Source organism: Amphritea atlantica, from assembly GCA_024397875.1.
GTDB classification, from domain to species: domain Bacteria; phylum Pseudomonadota; class Gammaproteobacteria; order Pseudomonadales; family Balneatricaceae; genus Amphritea; species Amphritea atlantica_B.
Window position 1 is genome coordinate 967114 of record CP073344.1, and the last position, 14662, is coordinate 981775.

Below are 14662 nucleotides of genomic sequence, written 5' to 3' on the forward strand. Positions count from 1 at the left end.
TTTACCAGATAGATTCATATCACTACAGGATTGGATATTGTATTAATGGCGACCCGAGCGTTTACACTGCAGCGAATATGTAACTTTGCCGGAAAGGAATTTGATCCTGACTCTGATGAGCAGGTCAATGAGGTTTTGCGTAATAAGTTTAATATATCGCTTCCCCAGCGCCGCACGATGAACGATGCGATGGCGGCTGTATCCAGCGATCACGATATTATCGCATTGATTTTACAATACCGGACAATGGTGTAATCAACTGACCTCTGGAATTCCTGTTGCTAGCCTGTTGAGTGAGTGCTGCTGGCTTTGTTTACGCAGACTTTGTTCACGCTGATTATGGTGTATACGTTTTTAGCGGTAGGTTTTCTCTTCAGAAGCTCAGGATGATACATAATGCTCTGTCTGGTTAAATGCGGCAGAGCCGACAATTCGATATGATCTGTTCAGATCATGAAAAAAAACCCATATATTTTTATAAAGCGCTATTAACTTTAATGAAGTAGTTCGATGCCTGTTTTAAAAGACTGCTCCATAGTCACTGAATCTGTTTAATAGCTTCACAGATTTGTGTCAGTAGTAGCGACGCGTTTTAGTGCCGCACGTTAGTGACTCAGGCAATGCTGAATGACGCTAGAGTGGGCGTGTGTCGGTAATATAAGACAGTAGGTGTGGACACTTATTATTGCCGGGATATTGATCTGTATTCGGTTATTTGCGACGTTTGGAGGCTCATATTTATAACCAAAACCTGTTAGGATGGTCAGCATTACACTACCTGTAATTAAACGGCGGTTTGGAAGGCTTTACCGTTACATCAGCTCATACCTTGGTTATATGGGGCATCGTCAGCATTTTGAACGTTCAACTGAATCCGGTAGGCAGAGCCACATATCCTGTTTTTTTGCTGTTCTATATTGGACTTGCGTTCTTTTTCTCCAGTTTTAGCCCTCAGGCGCAGATCGTCTCATTATGGCCCTCAGCCGGCGTGGCGCTGGCCGGCTGCCTGATCTTTGGTAAACGTTTTCTGCCCGCTATCTTTGTGGGTTCTCTTCTGTTTAATTCGGGCAACTATTTGTGGCACCACGGTGAGCTGGGGCTTCCGGTTGTCCTGACCTCCGGGGTTATCGCTCTGGGCTCTGTGGTTCAGGCGTGGATCAATTACAGGGTTCTGCAACTCCGGCGCATCAATATTCTCGACGCCCCCTCATACTCCCATGTGGCGGGATTTATCGGTATAGCCTTTCTCTGCTGTCTGATAAGTGCGGTAGTGGGGAATAGCGCGCTGAACTTTGCTCAAAGCGGGGATATCGCATTACAGCAGCACTGGAATAATGTGCTGATCTGGTGGATAGGGGACTTTTTAGGCGTCATTCTGGTAACGCCGCTTATGCTGGCGATGTTTATCTATCAACCGGATAAGGCCACCTGGTTCCGTTTGCTGAAGTCGCTATCGATCCCTCTGTTTACCCTGATTACGGCGTTTCAGGTGGCGCAGCAGTATATCGAAGATTCAGTGGTGGCTAAGACCAAAAATGATTTCGAACTGAAATCTGAAGCGGTTGAAAACATACTGCAGCAGCATATGAGTAGTTATCTGGATGCCCTGGACTCTCTGGGCCGCAGGCTGGCGCAGGCAGAAGAGATCAATCCGCAGGTGTTTAGCGATTATACCCGCGCGTCTCTGACCCACCTGCCAGGATTCACTGCGATCTCATGGAATAATCTGATCGGGCAGGGCGAGAGCGCCGAATTTGAACAGCACGCCCAGGCTGAGGTAGATCCTGCATTTAAGATAAGAGGGCAGCCGCTGCTGCCGACTGATCCGCTGGTGGTGGTTGAGTATATTCAGCCGTTGCAAGAGAATCGTCCAGCGTTAGGCTTCAACGTTTTCTCCAATGAAGCCCGCAAGCAAAGCATGTTGCTGAGCAAAGCGACCCGCAAAGATACGGCGACCGATATCATTCAGCTGGTGCAGTCAGACAAGGATGAGCCTGGGTTTCTTATCTTCTCGCCTGTGTTTAAGCAGGTTGTTGCGGGGGATAGTTCGCTTGGAGGGCTTGAATCACTCCGGGGCTTTGTCGTCGGAGTCTTTCTGGTTGCTGAAATACTCAATAACAGTCAGATCGATGAACGGCTGGATTATATCAACCTCTATGTTTACGAAAATGATAACCCGACAGACAAAGTGTTTGGTAACGCGGATATTATGACCGATACCGCTGCCGGGGAGGGCTTGAGCCATCTGTTTGAGATTGAGTTCGCGAACCATAAGTGGACCTTTAATCTGCATGTCAGTGCCGAAGAGGTGACCGCGCTACAGGTCGGTGACAGTCTGAACTTTCTGATTGCAGAGGTATTGTTTGGCTCTCTGGCGGTACTGATTGTCCTGTCCGCTTTTGGCTATCATGAAAGGTTGAGCCGGCTGGTTAGTCTGCGTACCGATGAACTGAAACAAGCCAATGCGGAGATGAGGCGGTTAGCCTTTTATGACTCGCTGACCGGGCTGCCAAACCGGCGATTGTTTATTGACCGGGTGGAGCACACTATCGCGCTATGTCGGAGGAATAACGGCTCAGCGGGATTGCTGTATATGGATCTGAATGGCTTTAAAGCGGTGAACGATACGTTAGGCCATGATGTTGGTGATCAGCTACTCATGGAGATCAGTCGGCGTTTCAGTAGTGTATTACGTGACAGTGATACCCTGGCGCGGCTGGGAGGGGATGAGTTTACCCTTATATTGCCGGGCAGCCCCGGGGTCGCTGATGTCAGCGTTATCGCCAACAAGCTGACAGCCTGTCTGAAGGAACCGATAAAGTTGTCCGGGACTGAACTTCGGGTTTCAAACAGTATCGGTGTCGCATTTTATCCGAAAGATGGGGCTAACCGGGTCGATCTGATCGCTGCCGCTGACAGTGCCATGTATGCGGCCAAAAAGAACGGGTCAACGCTCTGTTTTTATGCGGCTGAATTAAGCACTGAAAAGGCGATCACAGAACCTGTCGCGCTGGCCAGGTGAATTCCGAATAATGATGACCCACTAGCCGGTTGGCAAACTCTGTGGCGACACACTCTGTTGGATGCATTACTGGCAGGTGACTATGTCGCTGCTGCCAGTGTCAGCCAAGCTGTTTGGCATAACTGTGACGGTGAATATCGTCGACCTCCACGGTCAACGAGACTTGAGTCAGATTCAGGTCGGTTAATCCCGTCAGTACTGTAGACGTTAAATGCTGTTTTTGTGCATCAGTTCTTCCGCTTAATATCCTTAGTGTTACGTGAATAAAATCAGCAGGTTCTGCACCTGTGAGGCAATTGTCGTATGCCAGTGCGCGGGTTTTAATATCCGGTCCCTCAAACAGGCCGGATTTCAGTGCGCTCGCATAAACGTTTTGCATCAGTTCTGATGGACTAAGCCGGGATCCGAGTGTTGCTGAATATTCAACGATACAGTGGGGCAATGGTTCATACTCCAGATAAATTTGGGTGAGTGACTGAGGTGTCCAGGGCGGGCTCAGTCGATGTTCAGCCAGTTAAAAGATCGCTTTAAAAACAGTTCTGCTTCGCGGGTGATTATCTGCCCGTGGGCCATTACGATCTTTTTCGGGTGCCAGTGTAATATGTTTTGCAGATGCCGTTTCGCTTCAGCTTTGCTGAACATAAAGCTGAGTCGCCAGTCCAGAGGCATCTTGCCATCCGGCGCCAGAATGCCTGCCGCCCGGGCCACGAACCGTTTCAGTGGTGTGAACGATTCCGGGGCAAAGTTTTCGATCAGGTCGGTAACGATCAGTGTTTCAGAGGTTTTATGAAAAAATACACACTCCTCCATGACAGGGGAGCCGGTAAAGAGTAGCTGGGCGATATGTTCTGACCAGGGGGCATTGAAATACGGAGTAAAAACAGCATTAAAACAGATATCCGGGCGCTTCTGTTGCACGCCTTTTGTGCCAAATGTCAGTGCGTCCTGGTAGTGATGTTGCCACGCCTGAATAAACAGATGATGCAGATGATTGGGTGAGATCAGATATTTAACGCTCCCAAGCTGATCAATCTGCCGGACCAGTTCATCTGTCAGGGCGATCGGGCTGTGAACCCAAAGCTCATCACCCGGTAGTCTGATTACGGTCATGCGTGTGGTGTAGGGCAGGGTAAAGAACGGCACCGCAGCCCCTTCGAAAATCCATATGTTTTCACCGACATTAACCATATCCTGCTCCTGATTTAAGCTCCGGGCAAACGCGCCAGACGTTTTTGAGAAACGCCCCTGAGAGCACCGCTCATTCTTCAGCTGGACTGATCCCGGAGCGTTCGACAATCTCCGTATCGAAACCATTGAGGCTCTGCCGATTTCGGTTATACCAGTAAGCCTCGATACCGCTTTTGCCCTTTTTCTCAGACCAGTTAGCTAACGCATCACGGTCGCCTTTGTAATCAAAATAGGGCACTGACATGCCGCAGGATGACTGAACCTGGCTGATATCCAGTATGAATATTTGCCGGGCGGCAACCGTAGCGGGAAACAGCTCGCAGTATAGCTGCCATTCAGGATCAGCCTGATGTAACACCCGGGCATCACCGTAAGTTCTGAGAATCAGCGGTGCACCTTCAAAATCACAGAACATCAGGGTCATTCTCGGATTCTGCAGCACATGGGCCGCAGATTCGTTGCCGCTGCCGGTCAGGTTCAGCCAGGCAAGGGTTGTTGAGTTAATCACCCGGAGGGAATCTCCGCCTTTGGGGGACAGGTTTACATGTCCGGTGGGTGCCGCTGTGGCGATAAAATAGATTTTCTGCGCAGCGATAAATTCAATATGTTTATCTGACAGTTCTGAGAATTGCTGACCCATGCTGTTCTCCTTGTAACACAGCGTATTAGATTAATATCAGATGATTGCGCTGATGTGAAACAGAAAAGGGATGTGAAACAGAAAAGGCCGGAAATTGCTTCCCGGCCTTGTGCTTGTCGCTGTTGTTACCCGAAGGAGGGTTATGCCGCCAGTCGCTGCTCGCGCAGGATTTTAGCGGCTGCAACCATATTGATCAGGCTGGTGGCAACTTCATCCCAGCCACGGGTTTTCAGACCACAGTCAGGGTTGATCCAGAGCCGTTCGGCCGGAATCAGCGTGGCGGCTTTTTCAATCAGTGCCTGAATCTGCTCCACTGTTGGCGTATTCGGGCTGTGGATATCATAAACACCGGGGCCGATCTCGTTGGGGTATCTGAATTCAGTAAACACCTCCAGCAGCTCCATATTGGAACGGCTGGTCTCGATGGTGATGACATCGGCATCCATATCAGCTATCGCCTGAATGATGTCATTGAACTCGGCATAACACATATGCGTATGGATCTGTGTTTCCGGCTGTACGCCACTGGCGGAAACACGGAAAGCATAGACCGCCCATTGCAGATAATATTCCCACTCGGACTGTTTCAGCGGCAGCCCTTCACGAATCGCCGGTTCATCGATCTGGATCGCAGCGATGCCTGCCTGCTCAAGGTCAACCACTTCATCCCGCAGCGCCAGAGCGATCTGCAGACAGGTTTCAGAGCGGGGCTGGTCGTCCCGCACAAACGCCCACTGCAGCATGGTTACCGGCCCGGTCAGCATCCCTTTAACCGGTTTATTGCTCAGTGATTGCGCATAACGGCTCCAACTGACGGTCATCGCTTCTTTGCGCAGAATATCGCCATAGATAATCGGCGGTTTAACACAGCGGGAGCCGTAGGACTGTACCCAGCCCAGTTGACTGGTGGTATAGCCTTCCAGCTGTTCACCGAAGTATTCAACCATGTCGTTTCGCTCCGGCTCGCCATGCACCAGCATGTCCAGCCCATAGCGCTCCTGCCGTTCGATGCAGTCGTTTATCTCTGACTGCATAATGGCGGTATAGGTGATCTCATCCAGTTCGCCGCGACGGAAACGGGCCCGGGCCGAGCGGATATCGGTGGTTTGCGGGAAAGAACCGATGGTGGTGGTCGGGAACGCTGGCAGCTGCAGTTTTTGCTGCTGTCTGATGGCACGTTCTGCATAGGGCAGGCCACGCTCACCATCCTGCGGCATCAGCCCATTGACCCGGCGTTTCACCTCGATACGGTGAACCCGCTGGGATTGTGTCCGGGCGGTTACATCCCGCAGATTGGCGGCTAACTGATCGCTGCTTTCACCCTGCAGTGTCTGTTTCAGTAAGGTGATCTCAGCCAGTTTCTGCCGGGCAAATGCCAGCCAGCTGTATAGCTCGGGATCAAAACCGGTTTCCTGTTGCAGATCGACCGGGACATGCAGTAGCGAACAGCTGGTGGATAACCAGAAGTTGTCACCCCGCTGATCGGCAACTCGCTTAAGACGTTCGGCAACGGCGCTGATATCGGTTTTCCAGATATTGCGGCCATCAATCGCACCCACTGAGAGAACCTGGTCAGACCGCAGTCGCTCGCTGAAACGGATGAACTCATCTGAGCCACGTACGGCATCCAGATGGAAGCCATCTACGGGCAGATAAGCGGTGAGGTCGAGGTTAGTGTCCAGCGCACCAAAATAGGTGGTTAGCAGCAGCTTCAGTCCGGTGCCGCACGTGCTCAGTGTCTGATAGGCCTCGCGATATGCCTCCTGCCATTTAGGTGTTAATTCCAGCGTCAGCGCCGGTTCATCGATCTGCACCCAGTCGATATTTTTCCGTGCCAGTAGTTTTAACAGGCCTTTATAGCTGTCCAGCAGGGCCGGCAGCAGTGTAAGTTTATCAAACTCCTCTGCGGCACATTTCGCCAGCCACAGATAGGTTACCGGGCCCGGGATCACCGGCTTGACCTGGTGTCCCAGCTGCTGTGCTTCGGCGATCTCTGCCAGAAGCTTTTCCGGGTTGAGAATAAATTGCTGATTAACTGCCAGTTCGGGTACCAGATAGTGATAATTGGTATCGAACCATTTAGTCATCTCACAGGCACGGGTTGCACTACCGGAGGGTGCCCGACCCCGGGCCATGCGGAAATAGTTATCAAAACTGTCGCAGCTGCCATCACTGAAGCGCTGGGGGACTACCCCCAGCAGTACAGAATGGTCCAGCACCTGATCATACAGGGAGAAGTCATTGACGGTGACGAAGTCCATGCCGCTTTCGGCCTGTATATTCCAGTTTTGCATTCGCAGCGTTTTTGCCATATCAACCAGCTCATTGCGGCTGGTTTTTCCATGCCAGTAATTTTCCAGTGCGAATTTAAGCTCGCGCTGTGCGCCGATACGGGGAAAGCCCGGAATATGTGTTTTCACCATCTTCTCCTGTTGATAGTTTTTGAGTAGCTCTTCCTGAGCAGTTTTGATTAACCGCTCAGCGGGGCACGAACCTGTGCCGAAAGAGAGGCTGATTATGGTGGCGAATAAACATGAGGTAAATTGATATAAAATCACAAATTATTGAATTTAATTAATACAGGTTGTTTTGTGATCAGTTTTTAATACACAGGAGGATTACTTGAAGGGAGGCTCTAATTCTTTATCAGCAGATAGCGGGCGTGTTGAGGGTTTACTCCAGACATACCAGAGGGCAAATACAACGGTTGCGCCGGCCAGCGCTTTCAAGCCGGGATGGAAACTCAGGAACAGCAGCGGGTAGCTGACCATTATCAGCATCATGCTGCTGGCAAACAGTTTAGCTTTCATCGGGATGACACCGTGCTCTTCCCAATCACGGATATAGTGTCCGAACCAGCGGTGGTTGAGCAGGTACTGGTGCAGACGTTCCGAACTACGGGAAAAACAGAAGGCGGCGACCAGCAGAAAAGGGGTGGTAGGGACCAGTGGGAGTAGTAGTCCGATTACTCCTAACAGAACGAAAAACAAGCCGCTAATCAGAAAAATTATCCGGATCAGTTTCTGGCGCACATTCTCTCCTCAAGGTTTGGTATTGGCTCATCCTAGCAGATTTGACGATAGCAGATCTATGTATAAAACAGCCGCAGATGAAAAGCGGCTGCGGGCAGAATTCTAAACAGAATAGCGGGCACCGATACCTCAGACAAAGGCTGTCAGGCTGGCGCTGCCGGTCGGCAGCAGATCATCTCAGCTGTTTGCTATAACAACTATACTGAAAGCCAGTTGGTGATGTTTATAGCGGATTTCCTGACCTACCCCGGTTGGGGCATATACCGCTAACAATGGTGAGCGGTAGTATCAGTATCAGGACAAAATCGAGATCACCAGAGTGGTTATTGGGACTTGATTTTGTAAAAAATAATGAACAATATGCGGTTATTATTCCTATTATAACCGGTGGAAATCGCTGTCAAAGGCGGTGGCTGCAACTAACGAGAAGCAAGAGGCGTGTTCCATGAGCAAATCTTCTACAAAGCCTGCATTTAACTGGGAAGATCCGTTTTCCCTTGAAACTCAACTGACCGAAGAGGAGCGGATGGTACGCGATGCCGCTCGTGATTACTGTCAGGGTCAGCTACTGCCGCGGGTTACAGAAGCCAATCGCAACGAGATTTTCCATACCGAGATTATGCAGGAGCTGGGTGAACTCGGCTTGCTGGGATCTACCCTGCCAGAGCAGTACGGCGGTTCAGAAGTCAATTATGTGTGTTACGGCCTGGTCGCCCGTGAAGTTGAGCGGGTCGACAGTGGTTACCGTTCGGCTATGTCGGTGCAGTCGTCGCTGGTGATGCACCCGATCTACGCTTACGGTACTGAAGAGCAGCGGATGAAGTATCTGCCAAAACTGGCCTCCGGTGAGTGGATCGGCTGTTTTGGTCTGACTGAGCCGGATGTTGGCTCTGATCCGAATAATATGAAAACCCGCGCCACCAAAGTCGATGGTGGTTATATCCTTAAAGGCGCGAAGATGTGGATCACCAACTCTCCGGTCGCTGACGTGTTTGTCGTCTGGGCTAAGCTGGACGGTGTGGTACGCGGTTTCGTGCTGGAAAAAGGCATGCCGGGACTGAGTGCGCCTAAGATCGAAGGTAAGTTCTCTCTGCGCGCCTCCGTGACCGGTGAGATTGTCATGGAAGATGTGTTTGTGCCTGACGAGAACCTGTTGCCGGGTGTTGAAGGACTGGCAGGTCCGTTTGGCTGCCTTAACAAAGCCCGTTACGGTATCGCGTGGGGCGCGCTGGGTGCGGCAGAGTTCTGCTGGACCGCTGCCCGTCAGTACACCCTTGACCGGATTCAGTTCCAGCGTCCGCTGGCGGCTAATCAGCTGGTGCAGAAAAAACTGGCGGATATGCAAACTGAGATCTCTCTGGGTCTGCAGGGCTGTCTGCAGATGGGCCGCCTGATGGATGATGATCGTTGCCCGGTTGAGCTGATCTCGCTGATGAAGCGTAATAACTGCGGTAAATCGCTGGATATCGCCCGGGTTGCCCGTGATATGCATGGCGGCAATGGTATCTCCGATGAGTTTGGAGTGATTCGTCATGTGATGAACCTGGAAGCGGTGAATACCTATGAAGGCACGCATGATATTCACGCCCTGATTCTGGGTCGTGCGATGACAGGCATTCAGGCGTTCTTCTGATGGCTGGCGCGCTGAGTCATATCAAGGTACTCGATCTCAGCCGTATTCTGGCCGGCCCCTGGGCCGGCCAGATGCTGGCGGATTTCGGTGCCGAAGTGATTAAGGTGGAGCGTCCTGGCTACGGTGATGATACCCGTGGCTGGGGGCCTCCGTTTGTTAAGGACCAGGATGGTAATCCCACGGATGCCGCGTATTTTCATGCGGCGAACCGGGGTAAACACTCAATTGCGATTGATATGACCGCCCCGGAAGGGCAGGCGCTGATTAAACGTCTGGCGGCAGAGTCCGATGTGGTTATTGAGAACTATAAGGTCGGCGGACTGAAAAAATACGGTCTCGATTATGACAGCCTGAAGGCCGTTAATCCTGCTCTGATCTACTGTTCAGTCACCGGTTTCGGTCAGGATGGTCCCTATGCTGAGCGTGCCGGGTACGACTTTATGATTCAGGCGATGGGTGGCCTGATGAGCGTCACCGGAGATCCCGATGGTCAGCCCATGAAAGTGGGGGTCGCGCTGGTGGATGTTATGACCGGTCTGTATGCCTGTAATGCCATTCAGGCCGCGCTGCTGCATCGCAATGAGAGTGGTATCGGTCAGTATATTGATATGGCACTGCTGGATGTACAGGTGGCAACGCTGGCAAATCAGGCAATGAACTATCTGGTGGGTGGTAAACCGCCGGAGCGCTTGGGTAATGCCCATCCCAATATCGTACCGTATGAGGCATTTCCTACCGCAGATGGTCATATCATTCTGGCGGTGGGCAATGATACTCAGTTTGCGCGTTTCTGTGCCCTCGCAGGTGCTCCGGAACTGGCTGATAATCCCGCCTTTGCCACCAATGCTTTGCGGGTTGAAAACCGCTCAGCGCTGACTCCGCTGGTGGCTGAACTGATGCGCAGTCACAGCAGTGACTGGTGGCTGGAGAATCTGGGTCTGCACGGTGTGCCGTGCGGACCGATCAATTCACTGGATAAAGTGTTTGATGATCCGCAGGTAAAACATCGTCAGATGCAGATCGATCTGCCCCTTCCGGAGGGTGGGAATGTGCCGGGTGTTGCGAGTCCGGTGAAGTTTTCGCACACGCCGATCGAGTACAACGCAGCGCCACCCACACTAGGGCAGCATACCGATCCGATACTCTCTGCTTTGGGGCTGAGTGAAGCTGATATCGCACAGTTGAAAGCCGATAAGGTTATTGCCTGACAGGGCAATAACCCGCTGTCGCCATATCGCGCGGTTAAAAGATTAACTAAAAAAATTCTTCTAATAAGTTCTGCTAAAGTTAGTTTTATTAAAGATTTCTATTAAAAAGAGCTATTAAAAAGTTCTATTCAAAAGTTCTGCTAATACGTTCTACTGAATAGTTATCGCCCACTGCAGGATAAAGCGGGCGGTAATGCTGTTTTTGGAGTTACACATGATTACCCTGAAAGATCCCTCTCTGTTGAAACAACAAGCCTACGTAAACGGTCAGTGGATTGATGCGCTGAACGGTGAAACCAACCCGGTACTCAATCCGGCCACCGGTGAACAGATCGCCACCGTGCCTGATCTGGGCGCAGAAGAGACCGAAGCGGCTATCGCTGCCGCTGACGTGGCATTTAAAAGCTGGAAAAAGAAAACCGCTAAAGAGCGTTCGGTGTTGCTGCGCAAGTGGTTTGAACTGATCGTGGCGAACAAGGACGATCTTGCCACCCTGATGACGGCGGAGCAGGGCAAGCCCCTGGCTGAATCAGCCGGTGAGGTACTCTACGGGGCTTCATTTATCGAGTGGTATGCGGAAGAGGGCAAGCGGGCCTACGGGGATGTTATCCCCAGCCATGCGGCTGATAAGCGTATCATCGTCACCAAAGAGCCGATCGGCGTGACGGCGGCTATTACCCCCTGGAACTTCCCTAATGCGATGATCACCCGTAAATGTGCCCCGGCGCTGGCGGTTGGTTGCACCATGATTATCAAGCCCGCTGAAGATACCCCGCTATCCGCGCTGGCATTGATGGAGCTGGCCGATCGTGCCGGTATTCCAGCGGGTGTTATCAGCGTGGTTACCACTAAGCGTCCAATCGAAGTGGGCAAGACGCTGACCGATAGTCCGACGGTGCGTAAGCTCTCTTTCACCGGATCAACTCCGGTGGGCAAGCAACTGATGCGTCAGTGTGCCGATACGGTTAAGAAAACCTCGATGGAACTGGGTGGCAACGCACCGCTGATTATCTTTGATGATGCCGACCTGGATAAAGCGATTCCGGCGGCGATTGCGTCAAAATACCGCAACTCCGGGCAGACCTGTGTGTGTGCTAACCGTCTGCTGATTCAGAGTGGCATCTATGAAGAATTTGCCCAGCGATATGCAGCCGAGGTGGCCAAACTGCAGGTGGGTAACTGCTCGGAGGGTGAATTTCAGCAGGGGCCGCTGATTAACCGGGCGGCGCTGGAAAAAGTGACGGCGATGGTTGACGATGCCGTGGCGAAAGGTGCCCGTATTGTTGCCGGCGGTAAGCCGCACGAGCTTGGGGGAAATTTCTTCGAGCCGACCATTGTTGCGGATATCACCGGGGACATGCGCCTGGCCCATGAAGAGATATTCGGCCCGGTTGCACCGCTGTTCCGCTTTGAAACGGAAGAGGAAGCGGTTCAGATCGCCAACGATACCGAGTTTGGTCTGGCGGCGTACTTCTTTACCCGCGATTATGCCCGAGTATTCCGCGTGTCCGAAGCACTGGAGTACGGTATGGTCGCGGTTAACGATGGCATTCTGTCAACCGAAGTGGCACCGTTCGGCGGTGTTAAAGAGTCGGGTACTGGCCGTGAGGGTTCTAAGTACGGTATGGATGACTATCTGGAGATTAAATACACGCTGGTGGGCGGCTTATAACAGCGCTGACCGGTTAAAAAGGTTCTTCGCGCTAGATAGTACTGGAGCAGGGGCCTTTATACTCTGAAGCAGACTCACCACAGAGAACACAGAGAAAATCTTAATAGTATTTCTCCGTGTCCTCTGTGATCTCTGTGGTAAAACGCTTTTAAGCGTCAAGCGTTCATTGTTTTCAGCCGGTTTATAGCTGGCTGAGCAGTTGTTCAAGTTTCACCTGATCGGCAGCGAAGTTGCGGATCCCTTCAGCCAGCTTTTCGGTGGCCATCGCATCTTCATTCATCGCCCAGCGGAATGCCTGTTCGCTGTTTCCAAGCTTTGGTTCATCGCAGAGCGGGGCGCTGGCAAACAGTTTCTGGTCCAGCGGGAATCGGGTTTCCGCCAGCTCAGAGATCAGTGCCGGGCTGATGGTCAGCCGGTCACAGCCCGCCAGTTGACGGATCTCTTCGCTGTTACGGAAACTGGCGCCCATCACCACAGTGTTATAGCCATGCTGCTTGTAGTAGTTGTAGATACGGCTGACAGACTGAACCCCGGGATCTCTCGGGCCGCTCAGGTCGGTGCCTTCAGGACTGCTGGCTTTATACCAGTCAAGAATGCGGCCGACAAAAGGTGAGATCAGATACGCGCCGGCATCGGCACAGGCAACCGCCTGAGCAAAGCCGAACAGCAGAGTCAGGTTGCAGTTGATACCCTCTTTTTCCAGCTGCCGGGCCGCTTCAATTCCCTCCCAGGTGGAGGCGATCTTAATCAGTACCCGGTCATTGCTGATACCAGCTTCGTTATACAGGCCGATCAGCTTTTTAGCTTTTGCGATCGTCGACTGTGTATCAAATGACAGTCGTGCATCCACCTCGGTGGAGATGCGGCCCGGAATCAGCGAGAGTATTTCGCAGCCGGCCAGCACCGCCAGCTTGTCGGTCATGTTTGCCAGTTGCTCTGCATCGCTGCCACCCTGGCTTAACGCCCAGGCCTTTGCCTGCTCAAGATAGGGGCGATAGGCCGGATCCAGGCTGGCTTTCAGCAACAGGGAGGGGTTGGTGGTGGCATCAACCGGTTTCAGGTCACGGATCGCATTGATGTCGCCGGTATCGGCAACAATGGTAGTCATTTTTTTGAGCTGATCCAGCTGATTTTCCATACTTAAAATTCCTTTAATCTTTTAGAAAGCGGCTACTCGGGCAACCGCCTGTTTCAATACTTCGACATCAGCACCCGCTTTGTGGGCATTCTCACTCAGGTAGCGACGGAACTGACGTCCGCCCGGCTGGCCGTGGAACAGTCCCAGCAGGTGACGGGTAATATGGCCCAGATGACAACCCTGACTGAGCTGCTCTTCAATATAGGGATACATCTGCTCAATAATCTGTAACCGGGTTTTAACCCCGGCGTCAGGATTATAGAGTCGGTCCACTTCCGCCATCATATAAGGGTTGTGGTAGGCTTCCCGGCCGATCATGACACCATCGACATGTTGCAGATGGGTTTTGGTTTCATCCAGTGTTTTGATGCCACCATTGATGAGGATTTCCAGTTCCGGAAACGCCTGCTTTATCTGGTAGACCCAGTCATACTTAAGCGGTGGGATATCCCGGTTTTCTTTAGGGCTTAATCCCTGAAGTATCGCTTTTCTGGCATGGATTATAAAGGTCTTACAGCCGGATTCCCGGACAATTGAGACGAATTGATGAAGTTCTTCATAGCTGTCCATATCGTCGATTCCCAGACGATGCTTGACCGTCACCGGGATATCAACGGCTGCTTGCATCTTCTCCAGGCATTCACCGACCAGACCGGGATGGGCCATCAGGCAGGCACCGATCATATTGTTCTGCACCCGGTCGCTGGGACAACCGACATTGAGGTTAACTTCGTCATAGCCAAAATCTTCAGCCATCCGGGTACAGGTCGTCAGATCATCCGGATTACTGCCGCCCAGTTGCAGCGCCAGTGGATGCTCCGGCTGGCTGTGTTGCAGAAAGCGTTCCCGGTCGCCATGAATCAGCGCGCCAGTGGTCACCATCTCGGTATAGAGCACGGCATTTTGACTGATCAGCCGGTGAAAATAGCGGCAGTGCCGGTCGGTCCACTCCATCATAGGCGCTACTGAAAAGCGTCTATCCGGCGTATTCAGCGTGGTTACTGGGGTATGGCGTGTTTCTGTTGGCGTTTTCAAGTGTCTATTTTTGGTCTAATTTGGTTGTTATTGGGTGTTTTTGGGGATGCAGTGCTCCAAAGAATGCTCCATTTTGTTGTGGAGCACTGGTTTA

At 51.9% G+C, this 14662-nt stretch carries 12 protein-coding genes; 5 read left to right on the top strand and 7 right to left on the bottom strand.

Annotation, left to right across the window (positions count from 1 at the left end; genetic code table 11):
* Nucleotides 1-45 precede the first annotated feature (45 nt).
* On the top strand, nt 46-255 hold the full coding sequence (locus KDX31_04320) for a hypothetical protein (protein ID UTW04250.1): 210 nt from the start codon (nt 46-48) through the stop codon (nt 253-255).
* A 601-nt stretch (nt 256-856) separates the two neighbouring features.
* A complete protein-coding gene (locus KDX31_04325) occupies nt 857-3022 on the top strand; it encodes a diguanylate cyclase (protein ID UTW04251.1) in 2166 nt (721 codons plus the stop codon).
* A 100-nt stretch (nt 3023-3122) separates the two neighbouring features.
* On the opposite strand, the gene KDX31_04330 is transcribed toward KDX31_04325, so the two are convergent.
* The 5 genes from KDX31_04330 to KDX31_04350 form a co-directional block, all read right to left on the bottom strand.
* Nucleotides 3123-3464 (bottom strand): 5-carboxymethyl-2-hydroxymuconate Delta-isomerase, encoded by a 342-nt coding sequence (locus tag KDX31_04330; GenBank protein UTW04252.1) that lies wholly within the window; start codon nt 3462-3464, stop codon nt 3123-3125.
* 53 nt (nt 3465-3517) lie between these two features.
* On the bottom strand, nt 3518-4210 hold the full coding sequence (locus KDX31_04335; protein ID UTW04253.1) for a DUF4336 domain-containing protein: 693 nt from the start codon (nt 4208-4210) through the stop codon (nt 3518-3520).
* A 70-nt stretch (nt 4211-4280) separates the two neighbouring features.
* The gene (locus KDX31_04340; protein UTW04254.1) at nt 4281-4850 is read right to left on the bottom strand and encodes a pyridoxamine 5'-phosphate oxidase family protein; all 570 of its coding nucleotides are present in this window, start codon (nt 4848-4850) and stop codon (nt 4281-4283) included.
* 140 nt (nt 4851-4990) lie between these two features.
* Complete coding sequence (gene metE / locus KDX31_04345; protein UTW04255.1) at nt 4991-7273, bottom strand: 5-methyltetrahydropteroyltriglutamate--homocysteine S-methyltransferase; 2283 nt, start codon at nt 7271-7273, stop codon at nt 4991-4993.
* 195 nt (nt 7274-7468) lie between these two features.
* A complete protein-coding gene (locus tag KDX31_04350; GenBank protein UTW04256.1) occupies nt 7469-7882 on the bottom strand; it encodes a YbaN family protein in 414 nt (137 codons plus the stop codon).
* A gap of 445 nt (nt 7883-8327) precedes the next feature.
* On the opposite strand from KDX31_04350, the gene KDX31_04355 reads away from it, so the two are divergent.
* From KDX31_04355 to KDX31_04365, 3 genes are all read left to right on the top strand, one after another.
* Entirely contained in the window at nt 8328-9515 is a 1188-nt protein-coding gene (locus tag KDX31_04355) for an acyl-CoA dehydrogenase (GenBank protein ID UTW04257.1), read from the top strand.
* The gene (locus KDX31_04360; GenBank protein ID UTW04258.1) at nt 9515-10723 is read left to right on the top strand and encodes a CoA transferase; all 1209 of its coding nucleotides are present in this window, start codon (nt 9515-9517) and stop codon (nt 10721-10723) included. Before KDX31_04355 ends, KDX31_04360 begins: the two co-directional genes overlap by 1 nt.
* A gap of 214 nt (nt 10724-10937) precedes the next feature.
* Nucleotides 10938-12395 carry an NAD-dependent succinate-semialdehyde dehydrogenase gene (locus KDX31_04365; protein UTW04259.1) on the top strand — a complete coding sequence of 486 codons (1458 nt, stop codon included), beginning with the start codon at nt 10938-10940 and terminating at the stop codon, nt 12393-12395.
* 181 nt (nt 12396-12576) lie between these two features.
* On the opposite strand, the gene tal is transcribed toward KDX31_04365, so the two are convergent.
* Nucleotides 12577-13533 (bottom strand): transaldolase, encoded by a 957-nt coding sequence (gene tal / locus KDX31_04370; protein ID UTW04260.1) that lies wholly within the window; start codon nt 13531-13533, stop codon nt 12577-12579.
* Between the two features lie 21 nt (nt 13534-13554).
* Nucleotides 13555-14490 carry a tRNA dihydrouridine(20/20a) synthase DusA gene (gene dusA / locus KDX31_04375; GenBank protein ID UTW05294.1) on the bottom strand — a complete coding sequence of 312 codons (936 nt, stop codon included), beginning with the start codon at nt 14488-14490 and terminating at the stop codon, nt 13555-13557.
* Between the last annotated feature and the right edge of the window lie 172 nt (nt 14491-14662).

Bases quoted from the DNA above. Each gene is read 5' to 3' on its own strand.
- tal (UTW04260.1), bottom strand. From the start codon at position 13,533: ATGGAAAATCAGCTGGATCAGCTCAAAAAAATGACTACCATTGTTGCC.
- KDX31_04340 (UTW04254.1), bottom strand. From the start codon at position 4,850: ATGGGTCAGCAATTCTCAGAACTGTCAGATAAACATATTGAATTTATC.
- KDX31_04320 (UTW04250.1), top strand. From the start codon at position 46: ATGGCGACCCGAGCGTTTACACTGCAGCGAATATGTAACTTTGCCGGA.
- metE (UTW04255.1), bottom strand. From the start codon at position 7,273: ATGGTGAAAACACATATTCCGGGCTTTCCCCGTATCGGCGCACAGCGC.
- KDX31_04360 (UTW04258.1), top strand. From the start codon at position 9,515: ATGGCTGGCGCGCTGAGTCATATCAAGGTACTCGATCTCAGCCGTATT.
- KDX31_04365 (UTW04259.1), top strand. From the start codon at position 10,938: ATGATTACCCTGAAAGATCCCTCTCTGTTGAAACAACAAGCCTACGTA.
- KDX31_04355 (UTW04257.1), top strand. From the start codon at position 8,328: ATGAGCAAATCTTCTACAAAGCCTGCATTTAACTGGGAAGATCCGTTT.
- dusA (UTW05294.1), bottom strand. From the start codon at position 14,490: ATGATGGAGTGGACCGACCGGCACTGCCGCTATTTTCACCGGCTGATC.
- KDX31_04335 (UTW04253.1), bottom strand. From the start codon at position 4,210: ATGGTTAATGTCGGTGAAAACATATGGATTTTCGAAGGGGCTGCGGTG.